Here is a 23,240-nt window from a genome sequence, read left to right as displayed (position 1 = left end):
CGACGGAGGCGTCAATCCCTCAGCGCGTCGCCTGTCGCACGCGCAAACAACGCGCTCAGACGATCGCAATCGATCTCGCAACGCGACAGCACATGGTTCGATTCGGTCGGATCGAAACCTTCCATGTAGCGCGCCATCAGCAGGAGATCGCCGAGCGCCCCTTCGAACGACAGGATGGCCGACTCGATCCGCGGGCTCAGCGCAACCTGCGCAAGCATCTGCTCGCTCGACTGACCGGTGACCACATGCATCAGCGAGAAGATGCCCGCCTGAAAGGCCGCATCGGCAAAAGCGTCGTCGTCAGGCTCGATTTCATGAGCCATCAGCTCCATGAAGCGCGCACGCGTGTTGACCAGCTGCAGCAATGGGTTGTCTTCGAGATGCTTCCCGGAATCGCCGGCAAACAGCAGGAGCTGGGCCAGACGGGCCAGCTGCCGGGTGCCGACACGCGCTATGGCGTCGCCGACGGTGAGCTCACCACGCCCGGAAGCGGCGGCCGAAGCCGAGCCGGCAAACTTCATCAGCTGCGCCAGCAGCACCGGATTGCGTTTCACCTCCAGTTGCAGATCGGACAGCTTTGGATCGGCAGCCAGCACACTGTTCAGCTTGAGCAGCGCCGATTGGGACGCGCTCATCTGGTTCTGGCGAAGAATCTCCGGACGGGCAAAAAAGTAGCCCTGGAACAGGTCGGCACCCAGATCCAGGATCTGCCGGTACTCCTCGAAGCTCTCGACCTTTTCGGCCAGTACCGCACAGCCGGCCTCGTGGGCCTTGCGGATCAGCGAGGGCACCTCTGCCATCACGACGCTGCGCAGGTCGATCTTCACGATGTCGACCAGATCGAGCACGCGCGGAGGTATCCGATCGATGGAGATCACGTCGTCGAGCGCGATCTGGAATCCGGCCTCGCGCAGGCGGCGGCACTCGGCTTCGACCTCGCTGTCGATTTCGACGTTCTCGAGGATTTCCAGCGTGAACCGGTCGGGTTCGAGTAAGAGGATGCTGTCCGAACCCAGGGACGCACGTCCTATGTTGACGAAGCCGCGGTGCTGTCCCAACGATCCCGCCACACCAAACTGCGAGATCGCATTGACTATGACCTGATCGGTCGCGCTCTGGTCGTCCGCGATCGCGGCTTCGTTCATCGGGCCTCCCCTGAAGAGGAGCTCATAGGCGACAAGCGCGCCGACGCGGTTCACGATCGGCTGCCTGCCCAGCAGCACGCTGGCCATCGGATCGTGTTTCGAGTTGTCTGTACCCATCGTCGAACGTGCTTGTGATTGAAAACCGGGAAATTAATCGGCCTCTTACGAATTGTCACCGATTCTTATTCACCGGAACTCCGGAGCTTTGCCATTGCAAGGTTTTTTCAGTCATCGTCATTTGTAGGCACTTTCAGTGCCAGCTCCCGAAAGCGCTGTGCCGCCGCGCCGTGTCCGTCGGTACGCGAAGCCATCGCCAATGCAATCTCCGCCGATGCGGGCAGGTCCGTCACCGGTCTGAAAACCACGTCGCCGGACGCCAGCCGCGCGCTGACGGACGGGACCAGCGCCACGCCCATACCGCTCTGCACCAGACTGATCACGGTCTGTACCTGCGTCGCCTCCTGCGACACCCGTGGCGCCAGGCCAGCCTGTTGAAAAGCCAGCATCACCATTGCGTGCAGGCCCGGAACGCGTGTCGATGCGTAATCGACGAAGGGCTCGCCCGCCAGCATCGCCAGCGTCAGTTCGCAGTGCATCGCCAGCGGGTGGTCCGCCGGCAGCACGGCACAGAACACATCGCGCTCGACGACCTCGAAGCGCAAGGCACTTGCGGAGCCGGTCGGATAACGGACCAGGCCGATGTCGAGTTCGCCGCTGTCGACCAACGCCAGAAGTTCGAGGTTCGTCGATTCGCGTAGCACCAGTTCGACGTCCGGGTAGCGCTTGCGAAACGCCGGCAGCAGCCGCGGCATCAGCGCATACGTTGCCGAGCCAACGAAACCAACCCGTAGCAACCCGCGCTCGCCGCCTGCCGCTGCCTGCGCCGCATCGCGCAGCGCACCTGCGTCGACCAGGCAGCGGCGCGCCAGCACAAGCGCGGCGGCGCCGGCCGCGGTCAGCGCGACACCGCGCGGCAGGCGCTCGAACAGTCGCGCACCGACCTCCGCTTCGAGCTTGCCGATGGCAACCGACAACGGCGGCTGCGCCATGTGCAGACGCTCGGCAGCCCGACGGAAGTTGAGCGCCTCGGCGACGGCGACGAACTGTTGCAGCTGGCGCAGTTCCATTGGTACGACTTACCGCTGATGTATCGCAAACGACATGAACGGTATTGGACGCCTTGGGTCTGCGTTCCTACCATTCGCGCATTCCCCTAGGCAATCCAATGACCGAAACCGTTCTCACCACTTCGCCATACCGTGCGGCTTCCGTCCGCGACCGCGTCAGCGACGCCGAATGGAAGGTCCGCACGGACCTCGCCGCCTGCTACCGGCTGGTCGCGAAATACGGGATGAGCGACCTGATCTACAACCACATCACGGCGAAGGTGCCGGGCGACGCGAAGCACTTCCTGATCAATCCGTTCGGCCTGCTGTACACGGAGATTACGGCCTCCTGCTTCTACACGCTGGACCTGGACGGGAACGTCGTCGACAAGCCCGCAGGCGAGTTCGGCGAGTTTCCGGTGAACCGGGCCGGCTTCATGATCCACAGCGCGGTACACGGCGCCCGCAGCGACCTTCACTGCGTCATGCACACGCACACGCGCGCCGGCATGGCCGTGTCGGCGATGAAGCACGGGCTGCTGCCGCTCACGCAGACGGCCATGCGCTTCTACGGCGCGGTCGGCTTCCACGACTACGAGCAGCCGACGGTCGACATGGGCGAGCGCGATCGCATCGCGCGCGACCTCGGGCCGCACAGCACCCTCATCCTGCGCAACCACGGCCTGCTCGGCTGCGGCCCGTCGATCCAGGACGCCTGGAATCTCATGTACTGGCTCGAAACCGCCTGCAAGGTGCAGGTCGACGTGCTTGCGAGCGGGGCCGAAATCAGCATGCCCAGCCCCGAACTGGCTGCGGTGATGGCCAGGCGTTACGGCCCGGAAGGAAAGATCAATTTCGCGCCGATGGAATGGCCGGCACTGCTGCGCCAGCTCGACCGGGAGGACCCTTCTTACAAGACCTGAGGTCCGGCATACCTGGCGCCAGCACTGCCGGCGACCGAATAAAAAAGGAGACAGACATGTTTTTCAAACCACTTGCCACTGCAATGGCTGCCGCCGCGGCGTTCGCGCTGCCTTTCTCGCCTGCGCTTGCGCAGGACCCTTACCCGTCGAAACCGGTCAAAATCATCGTGCCGTACGCGCCCGGCGGTCCGAACGACATCGTCGCGCGCCTGCTTGCGCAGAAGCTGGGGGAGATGGAGAAACAATCCTTCATCGTCGAGAACAAGCCGGGCGGCGGCTCCAACATCGGCGCGGATTTCGTCGCCAAGTCGCCGGCCGACGGCTACACCTTCCTGATCGCGGCCACATCGCACGCCATCAATATGACCCTGTTCCCGAAGGAACAGCTCAAATACGACCTGCTGAAAGACCTGGCACCGGTCTCGATGATCATGACCGGGCCGCTGGTGCTGGTGACGCGGCCCGACTTTCCGGCCAACAACCTCAAGGAACTGGTCGCGGCCGCGAACGCGAAGCCCGGGGAGCTGTCGTTCGCGTCATCGGGCAACGGTTCGTCGACACATCTCGGCGGAGAGATGCTCAACAGCGCCGCCGGAATCCGGACGATCCATGTGCCGTACAAGGGCAGCGGACCCGGGTTGACCGACGTCATGGGCGGACAGACCACCTACATGCTCGACACGATGATTTCCGCCCTGCCCTTCGTCACGTCGGGCAAGCTGAAGGCGCTGGCAGTCACCGGCAGGAAGCGTTCGCCGGTGTTGCCGGATGTTCCGACGGTTGCCGAACAGGGCTACCCCGCGTTCAAAGCTGTCGCCTTCATCGGAATGATGGCGCCCGCTGCAACGCCCAGACCGATCGTCGACAGGATCAGTGCAGACATGCAGAAGATCCTCGCGATGCCGGAAATCAAGGACAAGCTCGCCGCACAGGGTTTCACCGCCGAATGGATGAAGCCCGCCGATTTCGGAAGCTATCTGCAGAAGGAAGTGCCGAAGTGGGGGGCGATAGTCAAAGGAAGCAACGTAAAGATCGACTGAGGTCAGAGCGGGCGCTCGGCCCTCGCCCGCAGACGCGCCAGGAAGAACGCCAAGCCGAGACGCACCAAGACCGAAGCTGCCGCGACGATGCTGCCGACCCGCAGGATCTCGCGCTCGCGCAACCGTGCGTCTTCCTGCTGGGCGCGCAGCTGAGCTTCTTCAGAAGCGCCGATGCCGGCCACCTCGGCCCGCACCTTGTCCATCAGCTGTTTCCCCTCGCGCTTCGTGATCGCGTTCGAGGCGCCCTGGAAACCTTCGCGACGGCGGATCTCGATCACATCTCCAAGCTCCGCCAGCTTGGCTTCGACGAGACTGTCGAGTTGCGCCACGCGTGCAGCCTGGATCGGCGACGAATCGAGCAGGCGACGCAGATTGGCGATGTGGCCGCTGGTCTGCCCGACGGCGCTCAGGTATGGCTCGAGATAGGCGTCTTCACCCGTGATGATGAAGCCGCGCTGACCGGTTTCCGCATCCTCGACCGAAATGAAGAGCTTGTTGAGCCCGGCCAGGACCTGATAGGTGTGATCGACCCGCTGCCGGCTCTCGACCAGCAGCGAATGGCCGTGGTACGTCAGGATCGCTCCGGCAACGACGACCAGCGCGATAGGCCCCGAAGAGATCATCGACCACATCACCACACGCTTCGGCGGCGCCCCGAGCCTGCGGGCGCGCATCCACCAGTGGCGCCGATGGCCGGTGCCTCGGGCGGCGACAGGAACGGCGGCTTGATTGCTCATGCATCCGATATTGCTGCCCCGCAACAATCCGCGGATGCGCCGCCCTGCGCTTCAGTGTGTAGGGCAAGAGCCCCAACGATCAGTGGCCGGACGCACCCGAGGCGCCGATACCGGTTTCCGAGCGCACCTGCTGCGGCAGGAAGCCGGCGCGATCTTCGGCAGCGCGAGGGCTGCGGTCGAGGATCGAGAACAGCCAGATGCCGACGAAACCGATCGTCATCGAGAACAGGGCCGGCGACGCATACGGGAACAACGCGGAGCCCTTCGGATAACCCAGCGTGGCTTCCCAGACGGCCGGCGACACGATGGTCAGCGCAACCGAGGAGATCAGCCCGAGGAAGCCGCCGATCACCGCGCCGCGCGTGGTGCAGTCTTTCCAGAGCACCGACATCAGCAGCACCGGGAAGTTCGCCGATGCCGCGATCGCGAAGGCCAAGCTCACCATGAAGGCGATGTTCTGCTTCTCGAACACGATGCCGAGCACCACGGCGACGAAGCCGAGCGCGAGGGTCGTGATGCGCGAAACCTTCAGTTCCGAAGCGCTGTCCGCCTTGCCCTTCTTGACGACCGTGGCGTAGATGTCATGCGAGACCGCCGAGGCACCCGACAGCGTCAGGCCTGCAACCACCGCAAGGATCGTTGCGAATGCAACCGCCGAGATGAAACCCAGGAACACGTTGCCGCCGACCGCCTTGGCCAGATGCACGGCCGCCATGTTGCCGCCGCCGAGCAGGCCGCCCTTGGCATCGAGGAACTCGGGATTCGTCAGCACGAAGGTGATCGCGCCGAAACCGATGATGAAGGTCAGGATGTAGAAGTAGCCGATCCACGTCGTCGCCCAGAGCACCGACTTGCGTGCTTCCTTGGCATTCGGCACGGTGAAGAAGCGCATCAGGATGTGCGGCAATCCGGCGGTGCCGAACATCAGCGCCATGCCGAAGCTGATCGCAGAGATCGGATCCTTGATGAAACCGCCGGGGCCCATGATCGAGAAGCCTTCTGCGGCAGCCACGTCGGCCGGCTTGCCCGCCTTGGCCGAGATCGCCGTCTTGATCTCCACGGCCTTGGCGAACATCGCTTCCGGGCTGAATCCGAAGTGCAGCAGCACCATGAACGCCATGAAACTCGCACCGGCCAGCAGCAGGCAGGCCTTGATGATCTGCACCCAGGTCGTCGCCGTCATGCCGCCGAAAAGCACGTAGACCATCATCAGCGCACCGACGATGACCACCGCGATCCAGTACTCGAGACCGAACAGCAGCTTGATCAGCTGGCCGGCGCCGACCATCTGCGCGATCAGGTAGAACGCCACGACGACCAGCGTGCCGGACGCCGCGAAGATGCGGACCGGTGCCTGCTTGAAGCGGAATGCAGCCACGTCCGCGAAGGTGAACTTGCCAAGGTTGCGCAGCCGTTCGGCCAGCAGGAAAGTCACGACTGGCCAGCCAACCAGGAAGCCGATCGAATAGATCAGTCCGTCGAAGCCACCGACCATCACCGCGGCCGAGATACCCAGGAAGGACGCCGCCGACATGAAGTCGCCTGCAATCGCCAGGCCGTTCTGGAAGCCGGTGATGCCGCCGCCAGCCGTATAGAAATCGGAGGCGCTCTTTGTTTTTGCAGCCGCCCATTTGGTAATGAACAACGTACCGACGACGAATACGGCAAACATGCCGATCGCCGTCCAATTGGTCGGTTGTTTCTGCAATTGACCCAGATCGCCGCCCGCCGCATAAACGACCGGTGCGAATAAAAGGAGCGCAATGACGCCCAGCCAGCCGGCTGCTTCTTTTCTCACTTGGAAACTCCCTTTGCGATCTGCTCGGTCAGCGCGTCGTATTCGCGATTTGCCCGGCGGACGTAAATCCCGGTAATGACGATGGTGAAGACAATGACGGCCAGCCCCAGAGGCATGCCGATCGTCGTGACACCCGAACCCAGACGCGTGGTCAGGAAAGGCTTGTTGAAAGCCACCAGCAGGATGAAGCCGTAATAGACGACCATCATCGACAGGGTGAGCCACCATCCGAAACGCGTGCGTTTCGATTTGAGTTCGATATAGCGCGGATCGCTTGCGATGCGCGCCGCGAGGGCATCTTGCATGGGTAGTTTCCTTTGTCTCTGTCTAATTGAATATGGATTCATGGTCGCCAGACTTGCTTTCACCAAGCTTGCACCCGGCGACCGCATTTCTAGTGGTTTTCCATGACACCCATCGGAATCGAAAAATAACCTAGTCAATTCAGCTTGCCGTAAGCTATTTAATGGTGGGCAATTCCTTGCTATTTCGCGCTCCGCGACAGCGCTCGGAACAATACTTGACCTCGTCCCAGTTCTTCTCCCATTTCTTTCGCCAGGCAAACGGCAGTCCGCAGCTGGCGCAAATCTTCTCGGGCAGGTCCGCCTTCTTGCGCATACGCATTTCAAATGCTCCAGATTTCGACGATCGGTTCTCGACCCGCCGGAGTATCCGGCTTTCAGGTTTCCCGGGCTGCGGCATCATCGGACACCATGCCCATTGAACGCCGTCACTTCCTGCAATCCAGCGCCGCAGCCATCGTCGCCCTCCTCGCGCAAGGTTGCGCCCAGCCGTCCGGCGCCGGCGCATCGCGCGAAACCGCCGGCGTCCTGCGCTTCGGACATGTCCCGGCCAACGTCCGCGACACCATTACGCTGCCGGCCGAATACACGTCGCAGGTGCTGTATCCGTGGGGCGCCCCGACCGGCATTGCCGGCGCGATGCCGGCTTTTCTCGCCGACGCCGGCAACAGCGCCGCCGACCAGGCCGCGCAGGCCGGCATGCACCACGACGGCATGCATTTCTTCGCGCTCGACCAGCGCGGCGACCGCGGCCTGCTGGTGCTGAATCACGAATACACCGACGAGCGGCTGCTGCACACCGATGGCGTGACCGAGTGGACCGCGGAGAAAGTGCGCAAGTCGCTGCACGCGATGGGCGTCTCGGTGATCGAGATCGTTCGTGGCGGCGACGGCCAGTGGACGCAGGTACTGCCCTCGCCCTACGCGCGGCGCATCCACGGCCGCACGCCGATCCGGATTTCGGGTCCGGCAGCCGGAACGCCGCTGATGCGCACGGTTGCCGATCCCGAGGGCACACGCGTCTTCGGCACCTTCGCGAACTGCGCGATGGGCGTCACGCCCTGGGGCACTTACCTCACCTGCGAGGAAAACTTCCATGGCTACTTCGGCGGACCGAAAGACGCAGCAGCCTTGGCCAATGCCAAACAGCGACGCTACGGCACGGTTGCCGGCAAGCAATGGGTCGAATACTGGCAGTACGACGAGCGCTTCGACGTCTCGAAGCATCCGAACGAGTCCAACCGCTTCGGCTGGGTGGTGGAGATCGACCCCTTCGATCCGACCTCGACACCCGTCAAGCGCACCGCGCTGGGCCGCAAGCGCCAGGAAAGCGCGACCTGCACGCCGACCCGCGACGGCCGCGTCGCCGTGTACATGGGTGACGACACGGCGTTCGAGTACATCTACAAATTCGTCAGCCGCAACAAGGTGCGGCCCGGCAACGACGCCGCCGCGCGCGCGGCCAACCGCACGCTGCTCGACGAAGGCACGCTCTACGCGGCGCGCTACGACGCCGGGGGTCGCGGCCGCTGGATCGAGCTTGTCCACGGAAGCGGCGGCGTCGATGCCGGCAGCGGCTTTGCTGACCAGGCCGACGTGCTGGTTCACGCGCGACTGGCCGCCGATACCGTCGGCGCCACGAAGATGGACCGCCCGGAATGGATTGCCGTCCATCCGCAGACAGGCGAGGTCTACGTCACGCTGACGCAGAACCCCCAGCGCGGCACGCCGGGCAAACCCGCGATCGACGCGGCCAACCCGCGCGGCCCCAACCTGTTCGGCGGCATCCTGCGCTGGCGCGAAGACGGCGGCGACGCCGGTAGCCTCGGTTTCGACTGGGATCACTTCGTACAGGCCGGCGACCCGGACATCGCAGACGTCGGCGCGCGCTATCCACGTCCGGACGGCGACGGCTTCGGCATGCCCGACGGCCTGCATTTCGACAGCGGCGGGCTGCTCTGGATACAGACCGACATGGGCGGCCCGATGTCCGGTTCCAGCGCGGAAACCGTGCAGGGCAACAATCAGCTGCTGTGCGCCGACACGGCAAGCGGACGCATCCGGCGCTTCATGGTCGGCCCGCCTGGCTGCGAAGTGACCGGCTGCGTCGTGACGCCGGACCGGCGCACGCTCTTCGTCAACATCCAGCATCCCGGCGAACGCGGCGAGAAAAGCACCGGCACGCTCAACAGCGCCTGGCCGGACGGTCAATTGCCGGCCAGCAAGCGGCCCCGGTCGGCGACCGTTGCCGTACGGCGTCGCGATGGCGGCATCGTCGGCACCTGACTTTCTTCCGCTTCCCCGTTCTTTTCAACTACGCCGAGGTCACCGCATGAATAGCGCCAACACCGCCAATACAGACATCGCCACCCAGACTGGGAGCCGCAAAGTCGCCATCGTCACGGGCGCCTCGCGCGGCATCGGCGCCACCATCGCCGAGCGACTCGCGCGAGAAGGTTGCGCCGTCGTCGTCAACTATGCCGGCAGCGCGACGGATGCGGCAGCGGTCGTCGATCGCATCGCGGCCAGCGGCGGCGCGGCCATTGCGGTGCAGGCCGACGTGGCCGATCCCGAGGCCGCACGCCGCCTTTTCGACGAAGCCGTTGCCGCGTACGGTCGCGTCGACGTGCTGGTGAATAACGCCGGCGTTATGGCCGCGGCGTTGCCGATGCTGGCCGACACCGACGATGCGACCTTCGACCGCCTGTTCGCCGTCAATGTGAAGGGCAGCTTCAACACCATGCGCGAGGCCGCCACCCGCATGCAGTCCGGCGGTCACATCGTCAATTTTTCGACCAGCGTGATCGGGCTCGCCCTGCCCGGCTATTCGATCTACGCGGCCACGAAAGGCGCTATCGAGGTCATGACGAACATCTTCGCCAAGGAACTGCGCGGCCGGAACATCACCGTCAACGCGGTCGCACCCGGACCGACCGCCACAACGCTGTTCCTCGACGGCAAGACAACGGAACAGATCGAACGATTCTCGAAGATGCCGCCGCTCGAACGTCTCGGCGAGCCCGACGACATTGCGGGCGTCGTTGCGATGCTCGTCGGCGGAAACGCGAACTGGGTCAATGGGCAGACGCTGCGCGCGAACGGCGGTCTGGTCTAAAACCTCCAGCCGGCCCCGAGCGTCATAAATCTGTCATATGAAGGTTGCGACAATCCGGCAGTAAGTGAAAGGATTTACCCATGAACGCTATCAAATCTGCCCGGAAATTCATCGTTGCCAATCCAGCCAGCGAGTCCGCCAGAACACTGGCGCAGCTGGTGCTGTCGCTGGAGTCGGAGACCCATTTCCAGATCGCCGATCTCTACAAGCTGGAACTGGAAACCTTCGATATCGCGATCGACATCCTGAAAGAATGGCGCATTGACCGTTACTACGCCGGCAAGGCGAAACTGTTCGATCTGTCGCTGCAGGTCTCCAGCCTGAACGCCTGAAAAATCAGTTTCCTTTGCGGATCGGCTTGCGCGGGCCCGGGTTGCCACCCGCACTCTTCCCCGACCCGTTGTCTCGCGGCGGCAGGCCGGTGTGCTGCGTCAGCAGGCGGCCCTTGACGGGCGAATTCACCGGCGACGCCTTCACGCGCTCGACCACAGCCGAAGCACTCGAATTCTTCTTCCGCGCGCTGGTGTAGCTGCCATCGGTCAGCGGCTGCCAGGTCGGGATCAAATGATGCTTGCCGTTGCCGATCAGGTCGGCGCGGCCCATCGACTTGAGCGCCTCGCGCAGCAGCGGCCAGTTGTTCGCATCGTGATAGCGCAGGAAGGCCTTGTGCAGGCGGCGGCGCTTGTCGCCGCGCACGATGTCGACCGTCTCGCTGGTGCGCGTGATCTTGCGCAGCGGGTTGCGGTTGGTGTGGTACATCGTCGTCGCGGTAGCCATGGGCGACGGGTAGAAGGTCTGCACCTGGTCGGCGCGGAAGCCATTCTTCTTCAGCCAGATCGCGAGGTTCATCATGTCCTCGTCGCTGGTGCCCGGATGCGCGGCGATGAAGTACGGAATCAGGTATTGCTTCTTGCCGGCCTCGGCCGAGAACTTCTCGAACATCTGCTTGAACTTGTCGTAGCTGCCGATGCCGGGCTTCATCATCTTGGTAAGCGGGCCCTGCTCGGTGTGCTCGGGCGCGATCTTCAGGTAGCCGCCGACGTGGTGCTGCACCAGTTCCTTCACGTATTCCGGGCTCTGCACGGCCAGGTCGTAGCGCAGGCCGCTGCCGATCAGGATCTTCTTGATCCCGCGCAGCGATCGCGCGCGACGGTAGATCTTGATCAGCGGATCGTGGTTGGTGCCGAGGTTCGAGCAAATGCCGGGGTAGACGCAGCTGGGCTTGCGGCAGGCGGCCTCGATTTCGGGGCTCTTGCAGCCGAGCCGGTACATATTGGCCGTCGGGCCGCCGAGGTCGGAGATGGTGCCGGTGAAGCCTGTCACCGAGTCTCGGATCGCCTCGACTTCCTTGATGATCGATTCTTCGGAGCGGCTCTGGATGATGCGGCCCTCGTGCTCGGTGATCGAGCAGAAAGTACAGCCACCGAAGCAGCCGCGCATGATGTTCACGCTGAAGCGGATCATTTCCCAGGCCGGGATCTTGGTCGCGCCGTCGTGGCCGCCCTTTTCGTCGGCATAGCGCGGATGCGGGCTGCGCGCGTACGAGAGGTCGAACACGTGGTCCATCTCGGCGGTGGTCAGCGGGATCGGCGGCGGATTGATCCAGACATCGCGCGCGGTCGCACCTTCGCCGTGCGCCTGGACCAGCGAGCGGGCGTTGCCGGGGTTGGTCTCGAGATGCAGCACACGGTTGGCGTGGGCATAGAGGATCGGGTCGGCGCGGACCTGTTCGTAGGACGGCAGGCGGATGACGGAACGGTCGCGCGGCGGGACCTTGAGCTTGACGGACGGGTTGGCGACGAAAACGATCGGCTTGACAGCCGGGTTCGCGCCGGCCGTGCGTGCGCGCACCGATGCCAGCGCCTGGGCGCCGGCTGCCTCGGCGGTCGCCGCCACGACCTGTGCCTCGTCTTCCTTCGCACAGGTCGCACCGTTGGCCTTCGCCTGATCCGACACCATCAGATAAGGATTGACATGCGCCTCGACGCGGCCCGGCTCGTCGACGCTGGTCGAATCGATCTCGAACCACGCTTCCGGCGTGATGCGGCGCACGAAAGCCGTGCCGCGAACGTCCGTGATGTCCTGCACCGGCTCTTTCGCGGCCAGACGATGCGCGATCTCGACGATCGCGCGCTCGGCGTTCCCGTAAAGCAGCAGGTCGCACTTCGAGTCCACCACGACAGACCGGCGAACCTTGTCCGACCAGTAGTCGTAGTGCGCGATGCGGCGCAGCGAGCCTTCGATGCCGCCGAGGATGATCGGCACGTCGTTCCAGGCTTCCCTGCAGCGCTGCGAATAGACGATGGCTGCGCGGTCGGGGCGCTTGCCGCCGATGTCGCCGGGCGTGTAGGCGTCGTCGCTGCGAATCTTCCGGTCGGCGGTGTACCGGTTGATCATCGAATCCATGTTGCCCGACGTCACGCCGAAGAACAGGTTCGGCTTGCCCAGCGCCTTGAACGGCTCGGCACTCTGCCAGTCGGGCTGCGCGATGATGCCGACGCGAAAGCCCTGCGCTTCCAGCATGCGGCCGATCACCGACATGCCGAAGCTCGGATGGTCGACGTACGCATCGCCGGTGACCACGATGACGTCGCAGCTGTCCCAGCCGAGCGCCGTCATTTCCTCGCGCGATGTCGGCAGGAACTTGGCCGTGCCGAAACGCGCTGCCCAGTACTTGCGGTAACTGGTCAGCGGCTTGGCGGCACGCGCGAAAAAGGAGACGTCGACTGGGGCGTTCATCAGGTATGTGGAGCTTGCTGGGGCTGTGGTGCCCGCTTGGAGCAACCCGCGATTTTAAGGTTTCGGACACTTTTTGTCGCCCCGTGGTGCAGAAAGGTGCCTCGATGCATGGTCTCCCCGAAGTTACAACGCGCGTTTCCACCGATAAAGTGAACAAATGACAACGCTTCGCAACATTCGCTACTCGTACCCGGCCCTGATCGAGTTCTCCACCGCCCTTCTATCCAAAGCCGGCCTCGATGCAGAAAAAGCCACCGCCGTTTCCGAAATCCTGGTCGAGGGCGACCTCATGGGGCACGACACGCACGGCCTGGGGCTGCTAGCGCAGTATCTGGACGAGTTGGCCGCTGGACGCATGGAGAAGGCCGGCAATCCGGCCGTGATCGCCGATTTCCCCGCCGCAGTCACCTGGGACGGACGGCGCCTGCCCGGTCCGTGGCTAGTGCTGGAGGCGATGGCGCTCGCGACCGAACGCGCGGCAACCCAAGGCACCTGCACCGTGGTCATCCGCCGCAGTCACCACATCGCCTGCCTCGCCGCCTACCTGAAGCGCGCCACAGACCAGGGCCTGATGATGGTCTTGACCTGCTCCGACCCGAACGGCGCCAGCGTCGCGCCGCACGGCGGTCTGGACGCCGTTTTCACGCCGAACCCGATCTCGGCCGGCTTTCCCACCACGGGCGTCCCGTTGCTGCTCGACGTATCGACATCGACGACGACCAACGGCATGACGGGTCGCCTGCACAAGGAAGGCCGGAAGCTGCCAGCCGACTGGCTGGTCGACGCGCAAGGCGTGCCGACGAACGACCCCGCCGTACTGTTCGCGGACCCGAAGGGCACGATCCTTCCGCTCGGCGGCAAGGATTCGGGTCACAAGGGCTACGGACTGACGCTGCTGGTCGAGGCGCTGACGGGTGGTCTGGCCGGGCACGGCCGCGCCGATCCGCCGGAAGGCTGGGGTGCCACCGTGTATCTGCAGATCATCGATCCGCGCGCTTTCGCGGGCGGCGATGCGTTCGCGCGCCAGACCGGCAACGTGAGCGATCGGTGCCATGCGTCCAGATCGATCGATGCCGGTTCGCCAGTCCGAACGCCCGGCGAAAAGGGCATTGCACTGGCCACAAGGCAACGCGATGAAGGCGTTGCGCTCTATCCGACCATCATGCCGAGCCTCGCAGCCTGGGCGGCGAAGCTGGACATCGCGCCGCCCGCCGCCCTGCCCGGCTGAATCAGCTCACTGTTACTGCATGAACCAGCCGTGGCTCACGACGAGCGATTGGCCGGTCAGCGCATTGGTCGGGAAGGCCGCGAACAGCAGCGCAACGCGCGCCACGTCGTCGGTGGTCGTGAACTCGCCGTCGACGCTGTCCTTGAGCATCACCTTCTTGATCACGTCTTCCTCGCTGATGCCGAGGTTCCTAGCCTGCTCCGGAATCTGCTTGTCGACCAGCGGCGTGCGCACGAAGCCGGGGCAGATCACGTTCGCCCGCACGTTGTGCTTCGCGCCTTCCTTGGCGACGGTCTTGGCCAGCCCGATCAGGCCGTGCTTGGCCGTCACGTAGGGCGCCTTCATGACGGATGCTTCCTTCGAATGCACCGAGCCCATGTAGATCATGCTGCCGCCACGGCCCTGCGCGTACATGTGCTTGAGGCAGGCCTTGGTGGTCAGGAAAGCACCGTCGAGATGGATGGCCAGCATCTTCTTCCACTCGGCGAACGTGAATTCCTCGACCGGATGAACAATCTGGATGCCCGCATTGCTCACCAGGATGTCGATCCCGCCGAAAGCGCTGGCCGCCGCTTCGACCGCCGCATCGACCTGCTCTTCGCTCGTGACGTCTACCGCGACGCCCATCGCTTCCGCGCCCGATGCCTTCAATTCGGCAGCCGTCGCATCGGCGGCTTCCTTGTTCATGTCGGCGATCACGATCTTCGCGCCTTCCCTGGCATAGAGCAGCGCTATCTCCTTGCCGATGCCGCTGGCCGAGCCCGTGATGAAAGCGACCTTGTCCTTGAGTTGCATGACGTGTTTCCTTTGACTGTGAAAATTCGGAAGATTGTTCTCGTTCGAACAATTGAAGCGCACGAAGTCAGCGTGAACCTGACTTCGTCGCGATATTCATAGGATGCCGCACGCGGCGCGCATTCGGCTCGGTCAGATCGAAGGTCGTGACGCCGTTGACTTTCGAAGCTTCAAGGAGCAGTTCGGGATGGTCCAGCGTATTGCGGATGTCTCGCAAACCGGTGTCCCAGTGCTCCTCGACCGCGGCGCGCGAAAACTCGTAGTCCTTGGAATCGAGTTCGTAGGATTTGTTGCGGTAGATGAGATGGACGATCTCGATCGGCTCGTGCGTCAGCTGCGCGCGCACCGCAGCCACGCTCGCGTCGTCCTGCAGCCGCTGCGGCAGTTTCTCGATCAGGTCGGCGATCGCCTGTTGCAGATTGAGGTTCGACGCCAGCGCATCGGTATTCATCCGGGTGCGGCTCGAATAGGTGATGTCCTTCTGCCGCTCGAGCGTTTCGGAGATCGTCTGCGGCATCTTGCCGTGTGCGCTGAACAGATCGACCTGCAGCACCAGCAGCGCCTGATCGCGCGGATGCACGTCGAGCACGTACTGTAGCGGCGTGTTGGAGACGATGCCGCCATCCCAGTAGTCTTCGCCGTCGATGTGTACCGGCGCGAAACCCGGCGGCAACGCGCCGCTGGCCATGATGTGCTCCGGACCGATCGTGTCGACGGTGTTGTCGAAGTAGACCGAATTGCCGGTGCGCACATTCACCGCGCCGACGCTCAGGCGCATGTCGCATCGGTTGATGCGGTCGAAATCGACCAGGCGCTCGAGCGTCGAACGCAACGGCGCGGTGTCGTAATAGCTCAACACCGGCGCAGCGCCGCCGAGAAGCAGAGCCGGATTCTGTCGCGGTTCGAAGAAGCCCGGTATGCCGAACAGCGCCGCGGCGCCCGCACTCCACTGGTTCAGCAGCTCGCGCTTTCCAGCCCACGACGGAAGCTGTTGGGCCGGGCCGGAAGAAACCAGATGCCAGAACTCCTTGAGTCGTTCGACGCGTTTCTCGGGCGCATTGCCTGCAATCAGCGCGGCATTGATCGCACCGATCGACACGCCGGCCACCCAGTCGGGCTGACGCTTCTCGGACGCGCCGGCATAGACCCCTGCCTGGTAGGCACCGAGCGCGCCGCCGCCCTGCAGGACCAGGGCGCGCGGGGCATCCGTGATGTCCATCCGCACCGGCGCTTTTCTTTTAGACATGTGAGATCAGTTGGTTCGGGGCGCTTCGTCGCGGGTCGGCGGCGCATGGCCGGCGGTCTGTACCGGCGCCAATTTACCCGCGTTCCGGAACGAACCGAATCGGTGCGCGTACACCCAAGTGAACTCGGCGCCGAGCAGGAAGATCTGCGCGGAGTAATAGACCCACACCAGCAGCACCACCAGCGACCCGGCCGCTCCGTACCCCGACGCCACGCTGCTCTTGCCGATGTACAGCCCGATCAGATGCTTGCCGACGGTGAACAGCAGCGCAGTTACGCCGGCGCCGATCCACACGTCGCGCCACTGCACCGTGACCCTGGGCATCAGCTTGTAGATCATCGCGAAGATCACGGTCACCATCGCGAAGCTGAAGACGAAATTCACGGCCTGCGCCAGCGTCGCCCAGCCGCCGAACATCGGCGACCACCACTTGCCCACGGCGGCCAGGGCGGCACTCGCGACCAGCGAAACCATCAGCAGGAATCCGATGCCCATCACCATGCTGAACGAGAGCAGACGCACGCGGACCAGGCTCCAGATTCCGCTGCTGGTGTCGCGGGCCGGCGCGCGCCAGATGCGGTCCATGGCGTCCTGGAGTTCGCCGAACACGGTCGTGGCGCCGATCAGCACCAGCACGATGCCGACGACCGTCGCGACGATGCCTTCGGTCGGCTTGTTCAGCGCCTCCAGCATCCCCTGCACGGCCATGGCGCCCTGCGCACCCATCAGTCCGGCAAGCTGGGCGAATATCTCGCCCCGAGCGGCGTCGCGGCCGAATACCAGCCCCGCGACCGAAATCACGATCAGCAGCAGCGGTGCCACCGAAAACACCGTGTAGTAGGCGAGCGCCGCGCCCATGCTGGGCGCGTAATCGTTCTTCCATGAAGAAAAGGCGTCGCCGAAGAGCTTGAGGATCGGACGTAATTGCATCTGAATAGTCTGGCAGCGCGCGGCCGCATCGTTGTCGGTTCAGCGCCCGGCAGCGCATCGGAAACGCAACCATAATCGATCGCCATGCAACCGGCCTCCCCCAACGCCGCGGCCGAGGTCGCGACGCCGATACCCTCCTCCCCGCCTGCGTCGACCCGTCCCGGCCCTTCCTCTCCACGCGATCTGTTCTTTTCCTTCACGCTGCTGGCGCTTCAAGGCTTCGGCGGCGTTCTGGCCATCGTCCAGCGCGAGATGGTCGAGAAAAAACGCTGGCTCACGCCCGACGAGTTCCTCGAAGACTGGGCCGTCGCTCAGGTCCTGCCCGGGCCGAACGTCATCAACCTCGCCGTTATGATCGGCGACCGGTATTTCGGCTTTCGCGGTGCCGCAGCGGCCTTCGCCGGCCTGCTGGCCGTTCCGCTCTTCGTGATCCTCGCGCTGGCGGTGCTCTACGCCCAGTTCGCCGGCAACCCGCAGGTCGCTGGCGCGTTGCGCGGCATGGGCGCAGTGGCCGGCGGATTGATCGCGGCGACCGGCATCAAGCTGATCCCGCAATTGCGAAAGCATCCGCTGGGCTTCGGGCTCGCGATGGTGTTCACGGCTGCGGTCTTCGCGGCGATCGCTTTCGGGCGCATGCCGCTCGGCTGGGTGCTTCTGGTCGTCGGCGGCGCGGCCTGCGCACTGACCTGGCGAAAGATCGCGCCATGATCGTCATGCAATGGCACGACTGGCTGGCGCTCCTTGCGCAATTCATGATGCTTTCGCTGCTGTCGGTCAGCGGCGCCATCACCACCGTGCCCGACATGCACCGCTACCTCGTCGACCAGAACCACTGGCTCACCGATCCGCAGTTCACGTCGTCCATCGCCATCGCACAGGCGGCGCCGGGCCCGAATGTGCTGTTCGTCGGCCTGATGGGCTGGAACGTCGGGCTGAATGCCGGCGGCGGTATCGGCGGAGGCCCGCAGGCGTGGCTGCTGGGCGGCTTCGGGCTGATGCTGACGATGCTGGGCATCCTGCTGCCGAGCACGACGCTTACGTATTTCGCCACCCGCTGGGCACATCGCAACCGGGCGCGCCGCGGTGTCCGCGCGTTCAAGCAGGGCATGGCACCGGTGGTCGTCGGCCTGCTGGTCGCGACCGGCTGGGTGCTGGCGATCGGCAACACGACCGCCGATGCGCCGGCTTGGCATCTGTATCTGTTGACGGCCGCCAGCGCGCTGATCGTCTGGCGCACCCGCATCCATCTGCTGTGGCTGCTCGGCGTCGGTGCCGCGCTCGGCGCCGCAGGCTTCGTCTGATCCCCGATTCATCTTCATCAAGGAATCCCCATGGAATATCGCTCGCTCGGCCGTTCGGGCCTCCAGGTTTCGCCGCTCGCTTTCGGCGGCAACGTCTTCGGCTGGACGGTCGACGAGGCGATGTCGTTCCGGCTGCTCGATGCGTGGCTCGATGCGGGTTTCAATTTCATCGACACCGCCGACGTGTATTCGCGCTGGGTGCCGGGCCATGAAGGCGGCGAGTCGGAGACGATCATCGGCAAATGGCTGCGCCAGACCGGCAAGCGCAACCGCATCGTGCTCGCGACCAAGGTCGGCAAGCCGATGGGCGACGACAAGGTCGGGCTGTCGGCGGCATACATCCGCGAAGCGGTCGACGCGTCGCTGCGGCGGCTGAAGACCGATCACATCGATCTCTACCAGTCGCACGACGACGATGCCGCGACGCCGCTCGAGGAAACCGCAGGCGCGTTCGCCGAACTGATCAAGGCCGGCAAGGTGCGCGCCATCGGCGCATCGAACTTCACCGCGCCGCGTCTCGCCGAAGCGCTGGACGTTGCCGAGCGCACCGGCCTGCCCCGTTACGAAAGTCTGCAGCCGCTCTACAACCTGTACGACCGCGCGGTGTTCGAAGCCGAGCTGGAACCGTTGTGCCTGGAACGCGGTGTCGGCGTCATCAACTTCTATGCACTGGCGGCGGGCTTTCTGACCGGCAAATACCGTACGGAGGCCGATGCCGCGAAGAGCGCACGCGGCGCGACGACGACCAAGAAGTACCTGAATGCACGCGGGCTGCGGATTCTCGATGCGCTCGATTCCGTCGCCCAACGGCACGGCGTGTCGCCGGGCCAGATCGCCATCGCATGGCAGCTTGCACGTCCCGGTGTGACGGCGCCGATCGCCAGTGCGACTTCGATCGCGCAACTCGACGACCTCGCCGCGGCCGTCGCACTGAAGCTGGATGCGGAATCCGTCACGGCGCTGAACGCAGCCAGCGAGGAATCCTGACGAGACGCTGCGCCCGACCGCGTCACAATCTTTTCATATCAACTCCGGAGCGGGAACATGTCCTTTGCGATCTACATGGTCGGTTATCTGATCTTCCTGGGCGGCCTGGCCTGGGGTGCCTCGGTCGCAGGCGTGCCTACGCTGTATATCGGCATCGGCGCCCTCATTCTTCTCGGCATCGGCATCTTCAGCGCCGTCGGCCGCACACGCGGCAAGGATCCGTCCTGACCTGGAAAAAACGGCGCCCATGAAAAAGCCCGCCCGGTTCGCACCGGCGGGCTTTTTTCCTGCCTGCGGAATGCAGGCCGGGCTTCGAATTACTTCGGTGCGGATGCAGCATTGCGTGCTGCATTGGTTGCGGCATTGGCAGCGTCCAGCGCGGACGATGCCGACGACGAAGGTGCCATCGTGCCGGTAGCGTCCGAAGCCGGTGCTGCGGGCGTGGTGGCAGGTGCGGCGGGGGTCACGACGACGGGTGCCGGCGTCACGACGGTCGGCACGGGCTCTTCCTTCTTGCCACAGGCGGTGAGTGCGGCGGCGGCGATGACGGCTGCGATCAGTACGGACTTGTTCATGGGTTCTCCTTGAGCGATCTTTGAAAAACAAAATTCTAGAACCGCTTTGGTGCATCGAAGTGTGATCGCGGCGTTGGCTTACAGCGGTCGGATGCACCGCAATGGCGCCGAAAAAGTCCGGTCAGCGCCTCTTCAGAGCCCGAGCATCGTCGCCGGAAACGCGGGCCTGCCGCGTCTCAGGCATTCGTCGATCTGCTCGCGGAGCGCCCGACGACGCTCCGGATCGCTACCGCTGACACCGCGGCTGCGCTCCAGGTCGACGCGGTGCATCTGCTACGACGGGCTCCAGATCGCGCTCGGCACCCGCGGCGCACCGGCACCGCTGCACGCACGGCAATCGACGATGTGACTCCAGGTACGACGCCATTCGACGAAGCGCATGTGATCGCGTTCGAACACCGCGAAGCTGCCGGCCAGCAGGAGCAATGTGCGCCCGCTCGACGCCCATGCGTTCAGCCGCTCGATGCTGGTGCGCTCGCCGAGCGGCCAGTCGGCGAACGTCGGATCGCTGAAAGCCAGTTCGCGCCAGCCTTCCCGCGCCGCCGTTTCCAGCGCCATGCGCAACTGCGCTTGAAAGGCGATGCGCCCGTCGAAAGCACCTTCGGGAAGCAGGCTGTCTTCAGTCGGCATGAACCCAGCCTGCCTCGCACCAGTCGCCCAGCAACGCGAGTGCGTCGTCGCTCACCCGCCGAAGATCGCGCGTGTCGAGCGTCCGCCGGTCGGCGAGCCGCCGCATCAGCGCCGCATCTCGGCCGCCCGCGCGAAAGCTTTCGCCGTTGATGTAGATGTGCCGCTCGTCGTAGAGCATTCGGGTGCGCCGGTCCAGCGTGATCTGAGCCGGCGACGTCCCGGGCGCTTCGCCTTGGTCGAACCAGACATTGGCCTTGGGTTCCGTCATCGACTCGCCGAGTGCGCGGTCGACGGCATCGGTTTCGCGCAGCGCCTTCTCGACCGCCTGGCGCGCGAATGCCTGCAGCGCAGCCGGAATCGCTGCCGGTGCCGCGACCGCTTCCTGCGACGGATCGCGGTAATACACGGGTTGGGGCGCGTCGTCGTCTTCCAGCGCTTCCGCCTGCGCCTCGGCCATGCGCACCAGCAGATCCGCACCCAGCGGCGCCGAAGCCGGCGCGCGCAGCCCGACTGAATAGGTCATGCAGTCGCCGCCGAGCGCCACGCCGTCATGGGCGTAGCGCGGCGGCAGATAGAGCATGTCGCCGGGCGCCAGGTCGAAGGTCTGCTCGGGAACGAACTTGTTCAGGATCTTGAGCGGCACGTCAGGCTGCAGACTCAGGTCGCGCTGCCGGCCGATGGACCAGCGCCGGTGGCCGTGTACCTGCAGCAGGAACACGTCGTAACTGTCGAAATGTGCGCCGACGCCGCCGCCGTCGCTCGCATAACTGATCATCAGGTCGTCGAGTCGCGCGTCGGGCAGGAAGCGGAATTCCTGCAGCAGCGCATGCGCGCGATCGTCGTGCAGATCGACGCCCTGCACCAGCAGCGTCCAGCCGGCCTGCTGCAGCGGCGGCAACGCGCGGCGCGCGAACGGGCCATGCTTGAGCTTCCAGCCTTGCGGCGATTGGCGGATGAGGCGCGATTCGACGTCTTCGCGCGCCGCGAGGTCGAACAGCGCGCTGCGACCGACCGGCAGATTCGCCGGATCTGAGAGCGACGGCACGGCCTGGCGGATGAGTAGAGGCTTTTTCTGCCAATGGCGGCGCATGAACTGCGCCGGGGTGAGGCCGCCGAGCAGCACTGAGGGTTGGGTGATCTCCATGGGAGAATTCTGCAATGGAAATCTCTGAACAATGTGTGGTCGGTCTGACCTGGACGCTCAAGGACACGCTGGGCGATGTGCTGGATGAGCTGGATGAACCGGTCGAATTCCTTGTCGGCGGCGACGATCTCTTCGATGCAATTGAAGCTGCGCTGCAGGGTCATGAACCCGGCGCGCGGGTGCAATTGCATCTCGAACCGGAACAGGCATTCGGCGACTTCAACGACAAGCTGCTTTTCCTGGAACCGCTTTCACTCTTCCCGGCGGGCACCGAAGCCGGAATGACTTTCGACGGCGCCGCATTACCGGCAGGCGTGAGCGCCGATATCGCGCGCGATGCAATCTATACGGTGAGTGAAATCTATCCGGAGCATCTGGTGCTGGACGGCAATCACCCGCTGTCGGGCATTGCATTGCGGCTGGATCTGACGGTTCGCTCGGTGCGCGAAGCCACGGAAGACGAAATCGGTCGCGGCACAGCCGGGACCGGTTTCTTCAAGATTGCGTCTGCAGCACCCAACAGCGGGTTGCTGCACTGACCCCCGGTCAGAACCGCGAAATCTGACCGTTGTCGATCCGCACGCGGTCGCCGGTCCGCAGGTCGCCCGGCGTCGGCACATCGAAAGCGCGATAGCCGCCGTTTTCGGTCTGCACCGAGATCCGGTAGCTCTCATAGGCGCGCGGCGCATTCGCGTTGGATTCGATGTTGTTGCCCAGCAACGCCCCGCCGACCAGACCAATCGCCGTCATCGCGGCACGACCGCCGCCGTGACCGAACTGGTTGCCGACGACGCCGCCGACCAGACCACCAGCGACCGCACCGCCGCCCGAAGGTCCCGCACCGCGCGTCTCGCTGCGGATGACTTCGATGTTGGCAATACGTCCGTATTCGACATACGGACCCTGCACCGCGGCGTGATATGGCGCGTGATACGGCTGGCGGCTGGTCTCGTAGATCGGCTGCGGTGCGACGCAAGCCGTCAGCGTCGCGAGTGCCGCCATCGATGCTGCAATGGAGATGAAACGTAACGGTTTTTTCATGGAATTGTTCATGGTTTCGTATCCTGTCATTTGAGCGATTGGAATCGTCGAGTTCTTGGAGGCGGCCCGATGTAGGGAGTTCCGCGCTTTGCACGTCGTCCGCTTCGGGCCTGCGTTTTCTGCGTTTTCTGCGTTTCTTTACCGATCAGTTGCGTCCGGTTGAACCATAGCCGCCGGCGCCACGTTCGCTGGGTGCGAAATCCTCGACGACATTGAATTGCGCCTGCATCACCGGGACGATCACCAATTGCGCCAATCGCTCCATCGGCTGCAATACAAAGGCCTTTTCGCTGCGGTTCCAGGCGCTGATCTTCAATTCGCCTTGGTAGTCGCTGTCGATCAGCCCCACGCCAAGACGAAGTTGAGACGTCTCAATATCTTGACCATCTTCTTCATATCTTGAGGGGGTGCCGGGGGACGGGCGCCGTGTGGGCCACTCTCCGCGGTGGATAAAATTC

Annotated in this window: 26 protein-coding genes and 1 pseudogene; 11 read left to right on the top strand and 16 right to left on the bottom strand. The window is 64.3% G+C overall.

The features are described 5' to 3' along the window. Positions 1-11: 11 nt before the first annotated feature. Together ACSFA3_RS00195 and ACSFA3_RS00190 are read right to left on the bottom strand one after the other, a co-directional pair. Positions 12-1,262 (bottom strand): EAL and HDOD domain-containing protein, encoded by a 1,251-nt coding sequence (locus ACSFA3_RS00195; RefSeq protein WP_435503398.1) that lies wholly within the window; start codon positions 1,260-1,262, stop codon positions 12-14. 107 nt (positions 1,263-1,369) lie between these two features. Beyond that, positions 1,370-2,272: a LysR family transcriptional regulator gene (locus tag ACSFA3_RS00190; protein WP_435503397.1), complete on the bottom strand. Its 903-nt coding sequence runs from the start codon at positions 2,270-2,272 to the stop codon at positions 1,370-1,372. A 98-nt stretch (positions 2,273-2,370) separates the two neighbouring features. Between ACSFA3_RS00190 and ACSFA3_RS00185 the strand changes: the two genes are divergently transcribed. Further along, the gene (locus ACSFA3_RS00185) at positions 2,371-3,174 is read left to right on the top strand and encodes a class II aldolase/adducin family protein (protein WP_435503396.1); all 804 of its coding nucleotides are present in this window, start codon (positions 2,371-2,373) and stop codon (positions 3,172-3,174) included. A gap of 56 nt (positions 3,175-3,230) precedes the next feature. Beyond that, complete coding sequence (locus ACSFA3_RS00180) at positions 3,231-4,214, top strand: tripartite tricarboxylate transporter substrate binding protein (RefSeq protein WP_435503395.1); 984 nt, start codon at positions 3,231-3,233, stop codon at positions 4,212-4,214. Positions 4,215-4,216: 2 nt separating this feature from the next. Here the strand turns inward: ACSFA3_RS00180 and ACSFA3_RS00175 are convergent, their stop codons facing one another. The 4 genes from ACSFA3_RS00175 to ACSFA3_RS00160 all read right to left on the bottom strand — a co-directional run bounded on the left by ACSFA3_RS00175 (position 4,217) and on the right by ACSFA3_RS00160 (position 7,367). After that, positions 4,217-4,951, bottom strand: coding sequence for a CHASE3 domain-containing protein (locus ACSFA3_RS00175; protein WP_435503394.1), 735 nt, complete (start codon positions 4,949-4,951; stop codon positions 4,217-4,219). A gap of 79 nt (positions 4,952-5,030) precedes the next feature. Beyond that, complete coding sequence (locus ACSFA3_RS00170; RefSeq protein WP_435504910.1) at positions 5,031-6,725, bottom strand: cation acetate symporter; 1,695 nt, start codon at positions 6,723-6,725, stop codon at positions 5,031-5,033. Between the two features lie 20 nt (positions 6,726-6,745). Then, complete coding sequence (locus ACSFA3_RS00165; RefSeq protein WP_435503393.1) at positions 6,746-7,054, bottom strand: DUF485 domain-containing protein; 309 nt, start codon at positions 7,052-7,054, stop codon at positions 6,746-6,748. A gap of 154 nt (positions 7,055-7,208) precedes the next feature. Continuing rightward, positions 7,209-7,367, bottom strand: a complete 159-nt coding sequence (locus ACSFA3_RS00160; protein ID WP_435504909.1) for a DUF2256 domain-containing protein — start codon at positions 7,365-7,367, stop codon at positions 7,209-7,211. A 95-nt stretch (positions 7,368-7,462) separates the two neighbouring features. On the opposite strand from ACSFA3_RS00160, the gene ACSFA3_RS00155 reads away from it, so the two are divergent. From ACSFA3_RS00155 to ACSFA3_RS00145, 3 genes are all read left to right on the top strand, one after another. Beyond that, the gene (locus ACSFA3_RS00155; RefSeq protein WP_435503392.1) at positions 7,463-9,337 is read left to right on the top strand and encodes a PhoX family protein; all 1,875 of its coding nucleotides are present in this window, start codon (positions 7,463-7,465) and stop codon (positions 9,335-9,337) included. A gap of 46 nt (positions 9,338-9,383) precedes the next feature. After that, entirely contained in the window at positions 9,384-10,166 is a 783-nt protein-coding gene (locus ACSFA3_RS00150) for an SDR family oxidoreductase (RefSeq protein ID WP_435503391.1), read from the top strand. 80 nt (positions 10,167-10,246) lie between these two features. Further along, positions 10,247-10,498 (top strand): hypothetical protein, encoded by a 252-nt coding sequence (locus tag ACSFA3_RS00145; RefSeq protein ID WP_435503390.1) that lies wholly within the window; start codon positions 10,247-10,249, stop codon positions 10,496-10,498. A 4-nt stretch (positions 10,499-10,502) separates the two neighbouring features. On the opposite strand, the gene ACSFA3_RS00140 is transcribed toward ACSFA3_RS00145, so the two are convergent. Continuing rightward, positions 10,503-12,905 carry a YgiQ family radical SAM protein gene (locus tag ACSFA3_RS00140; protein ID WP_435503389.1) on the bottom strand — a complete coding sequence of 801 codons (2,403 nt, stop codon included), beginning with the start codon at positions 12,903-12,905 and terminating at the stop codon, positions 10,503-10,505. A 157-nt stretch (positions 12,906-13,062) separates the two neighbouring features. On the opposite strand from ACSFA3_RS00140, the gene ACSFA3_RS00135 reads away from it, so the two are divergent. Next, positions 13,063-14,133, top strand: a complete 1,071-nt coding sequence (locus tag ACSFA3_RS00135; protein WP_435503388.1) for an Ldh family oxidoreductase — start codon at positions 13,063-13,065, stop codon at positions 14,131-14,133. Positions 14,134-14,145: 12 nt separating this feature from the next. Here the strand turns inward: ACSFA3_RS00135 and ACSFA3_RS00130 are convergent, their stop codons facing one another. From ACSFA3_RS00130 to ACSFA3_RS00120, 3 genes are all read right to left on the bottom strand, one after another. After that, a complete protein-coding gene (locus ACSFA3_RS00130; protein WP_435503387.1) occupies positions 14,146-14,928 on the bottom strand; it encodes a 3-hydroxybutyrate dehydrogenase in 783 nt (260 codons plus the stop codon). Positions 14,929-14,995: 67 nt separating this feature from the next. Further along, positions 14,996-16,174: a patatin-like phospholipase family protein gene (locus tag ACSFA3_RS00125; protein ID WP_435503386.1), complete on the bottom strand. Its 1,179-nt coding sequence runs from the start codon at positions 16,172-16,174 to the stop codon at positions 14,996-14,998. A 6-nt stretch (positions 16,175-16,180) separates the two neighbouring features. Further along, on the bottom strand, positions 16,181-17,104 hold the full coding sequence (locus ACSFA3_RS00120) for a YihY/virulence factor BrkB family protein (protein ID WP_435503385.1): 924 nt from the start codon (positions 17,102-17,104) through the stop codon (positions 16,181-16,183). Between the two features lie 84 nt (positions 17,105-17,188). On the opposite strand from ACSFA3_RS00120, the gene ACSFA3_RS00115 reads away from it, so the two are divergent. Genes ACSFA3_RS00115 through ACSFA3_RS00100 form a run of 4 tightly spaced genes read left to right on the top strand, consistent with a single transcriptional unit; the run spans position 17,189 to position 19,620 of the window. Then, the gene (locus ACSFA3_RS00115) at positions 17,189-17,812 is read left to right on the top strand and encodes a chromate transporter (RefSeq protein ID WP_435503384.1); all 624 of its coding nucleotides are present in this window, start codon (positions 17,189-17,191) and stop codon (positions 17,810-17,812) included. Beyond that, a complete protein-coding gene (locus ACSFA3_RS00110) occupies positions 17,809-18,405 on the top strand; it encodes a chromate transporter (protein ID WP_435503383.1) in 597 nt (198 codons plus the stop codon). The genes ACSFA3_RS00115 and ACSFA3_RS00110 overlap by 4 nt, the downstream gene beginning before the upstream one ends. 30 nt (positions 18,406-18,435) lie before the next feature. Further along, positions 18,436-19,392, top strand: coding sequence for an aldo/keto reductase (locus ACSFA3_RS00105; protein ID WP_435503382.1), 957 nt, complete (start codon positions 18,436-18,438; stop codon positions 19,390-19,392). 57 nt (positions 19,393-19,449) lie between these two features. Beyond that, positions 19,450-19,620: a hypothetical protein gene (locus tag ACSFA3_RS00100; protein ID WP_435503381.1), complete on the top strand. Its 171-nt coding sequence runs from the start codon at positions 19,450-19,452 to the stop codon at positions 19,618-19,620. Between the two features lie 89 nt (positions 19,621-19,709). Here the strand turns inward: ACSFA3_RS00100 and ACSFA3_RS00095 are convergent, their stop codons facing one another. From ACSFA3_RS00095 to ACSFA3_RS00080, 4 genes are all read right to left on the bottom strand, one after another. Next, positions 19,710-19,967, bottom strand: coding sequence for a hypothetical protein (locus tag ACSFA3_RS00095; RefSeq protein ID WP_435503380.1), 258 nt, complete (start codon positions 19,965-19,967; stop codon positions 19,710-19,712). Positions 19,968-20,099: 132 nt separating this feature from the next. Next, complete coding sequence (locus ACSFA3_RS00090) at positions 20,100-20,237, bottom strand: hypothetical protein (protein ID WP_435503379.1); 138 nt, start codon at positions 20,235-20,237, stop codon at positions 20,100-20,102. Between the two features lie 3 nt (positions 20,238-20,240). After that, positions 20,241-20,597 (bottom strand): hypothetical protein, encoded by a 357-nt coding sequence (locus ACSFA3_RS00085; protein ID WP_435503378.1) that lies wholly within the window; start codon positions 20,595-20,597, stop codon positions 20,241-20,243. Then, positions 20,587-21,741: a JmjC domain-containing protein gene (locus ACSFA3_RS00080; protein WP_435503377.1), complete on the bottom strand. Its 1,155-nt coding sequence runs from the start codon at positions 21,739-21,741 to the stop codon at positions 20,587-20,589. Before ACSFA3_RS00080 ends, ACSFA3_RS00085 begins: the two co-directional genes overlap by 11 nt. A 14-nt stretch (positions 21,742-21,755) precedes the next feature. Here ACSFA3_RS00080 and ACSFA3_RS00075 point away from each other — a divergent pair, with 14 nt between their 5' ends. Then, entirely contained in the window at positions 21,756-22,280 is a 525-nt protein-coding gene (locus ACSFA3_RS00075; protein WP_435503376.1) for an FKBP-type peptidyl-prolyl cis-trans isomerase, read from the top strand. Positions 22,281-22,287: 7 nt separating this feature from the next. Here the strand turns inward: ACSFA3_RS00075 and ACSFA3_RS00070 are convergent, their stop codons facing one another. Then, complete coding sequence (locus ACSFA3_RS00070) at positions 22,288-22,782, bottom strand: outer membrane lipoprotein (RefSeq protein WP_435503375.1); 495 nt, start codon at positions 22,780-22,782, stop codon at positions 22,288-22,290. Positions 22,783-22,927: 145 nt separating this feature from the next. Further along, positions 22,928-23,131 (bottom strand): annotated as a pseudogene (locus ACSFA3_RS00065) (dCTP deaminase/dUTPase family protein); the annotation flags it as partial. Between the last annotated feature and the right edge of the window lie 109 nt (positions 23,132-23,240).

It is taken from the genome of Variovorax glucosi, from assembly GCF_051216695.1.
Lineage (GTDB): Bacteria > Pseudomonadota > Gammaproteobacteria > Burkholderiales > Burkholderiaceae_C > Variovorax.
The sequence above is the reverse complement of the archived record's forward strand: the minus strand, read 5'-3'. Positions and strand labels throughout refer to the sequence as shown.

Excerpts from the sequence above, each read along its gene's own strand:
- ACSFA3_RS00195 (WP_435503398.1), bottom strand. The coding sequence starts at position 1,262 with ATGGGTACAGACAACTCGAAACACGATCCGATGGCCAGCGTGCTGCTG.
- ACSFA3_RS00190 (WP_435503397.1), bottom strand. The coding sequence starts at position 2,272 with ATGGAACTGCGCCAGCTGCAACAGTTCGTCGCCGTCGCCGAGGCGCTC.
- ACSFA3_RS00185 (WP_435503396.1), top strand. The coding sequence starts at position 2,371 with ATGACCGAAACCGTTCTCACCACTTCGCCATACCGTGCGGCTTCCGTC.
- ACSFA3_RS00180 (WP_435503395.1), top strand. The coding sequence starts at position 3,231 with ATGTTTTTCAAACCACTTGCCACTGCAATGGCTGCCGCCGCGGCGTTC.
- ACSFA3_RS00175 (WP_435503394.1), bottom strand. The coding sequence starts at position 4,951 with ATGAGCAATCAAGCCGCCGTTCCTGTCGCCGCCCGAGGCACCGGCCAT.
- ACSFA3_RS00165 (WP_435503393.1), bottom strand. The coding sequence starts at position 7,054 with ATGCAAGATGCCCTCGCGGCGCGCATCGCAAGCGATCCGCGCTATATC.
- ACSFA3_RS00160 (WP_435504909.1), bottom strand. The coding sequence starts at position 7,367 with ATGCGCAAGAAGGCGGACCTGCCCGAGAAGATTTGCGCCAGCTGCGGA.
- ACSFA3_RS00155 (WP_435503392.1), top strand. The coding sequence starts at position 7,463 with ATGCCCATTGAACGCCGTCACTTCCTGCAATCCAGCGCCGCAGCCATC.
- ACSFA3_RS00150 (WP_435503391.1), top strand. The coding sequence starts at position 9,384 with ATGAATAGCGCCAACACCGCCAATACAGACATCGCCACCCAGACTGGG.
- ACSFA3_RS00145 (WP_435503390.1), top strand. The coding sequence starts at position 10,247 with ATGAACGCTATCAAATCTGCCCGGAAATTCATCGTTGCCAATCCAGCC.
- ACSFA3_RS00140 (WP_435503389.1), bottom strand. The coding sequence starts at position 12,905 with ATGAACGCCCCAGTCGACGTCTCCTTTTTCGCGCGTGCCGCCAAGCCG.
- ACSFA3_RS00135 (WP_435503388.1), top strand. The coding sequence starts at position 13,063 with ATGACAACGCTTCGCAACATTCGCTACTCGTACCCGGCCCTGATCGAG.
- ACSFA3_RS00130 (WP_435503387.1), bottom strand. The coding sequence starts at position 14,928 with ATGCAACTCAAGGACAAGGTCGCTTTCATCACGGGCTCGGCCAGCGGC.
- ACSFA3_RS00125 (WP_435503386.1), bottom strand. The coding sequence starts at position 16,174 with ATGTCTAAAAGAAAAGCGCCGGTGCGGATGGACATCACGGATGCCCCG.
- ACSFA3_RS00120 (WP_435503385.1), bottom strand. The coding sequence starts at position 17,104 with ATGCAATTACGTCCGATCCTCAAGCTCTTCGGCGACGCCTTTTCTTCA.
- ACSFA3_RS00115 (WP_435503384.1), top strand. The coding sequence starts at position 17,189 with ATGCAACCGGCCTCCCCCAACGCCGCGGCCGAGGTCGCGACGCCGATA.
- ACSFA3_RS00110 (WP_435503383.1), top strand. The coding sequence starts at position 17,809 with ATGATCGTCATGCAATGGCACGACTGGCTGGCGCTCCTTGCGCAATTC.
- ACSFA3_RS00105 (WP_435503382.1), top strand. The coding sequence starts at position 18,436 with ATGGAATATCGCTCGCTCGGCCGTTCGGGCCTCCAGGTTTCGCCGCTC.
- ACSFA3_RS00100 (WP_435503381.1), top strand. The coding sequence starts at position 19,450 with ATGTCCTTTGCGATCTACATGGTCGGTTATCTGATCTTCCTGGGCGGC.
- ACSFA3_RS00095 (WP_435503380.1), bottom strand. The coding sequence starts at position 19,967 with ATGAACAAGTCCGTACTGATCGCAGCCGTCATCGCCGCCGCCGCACTC.
- ACSFA3_RS00090 (WP_435503379.1), bottom strand. The coding sequence starts at position 20,237 with ATGCACCGCGTCGACCTGGAGCGCAGCCGCGGTGTCAGCGGTAGCGAT.
- ACSFA3_RS00085 (WP_435503378.1), bottom strand. The coding sequence starts at position 20,597 with ATGCCGACTGAAGACAGCCTGCTTCCCGAAGGTGCTTTCGACGGGCGC.
- ACSFA3_RS00080 (WP_435503377.1), bottom strand. The coding sequence starts at position 21,741 with ATGGAGATCACCCAACCCTCAGTGCTGCTCGGCGGCCTCACCCCGGCG.
- ACSFA3_RS00075 (WP_435503376.1), top strand. The coding sequence starts at position 21,756 with ATGGAAATCTCTGAACAATGTGTGGTCGGTCTGACCTGGACGCTCAAG.
- ACSFA3_RS00070 (WP_435503375.1), bottom strand. The coding sequence starts at position 22,782 with ATGAAAAAACCGTTACGTTTCATCTCCATTGCAGCATCGATGGCGGCA.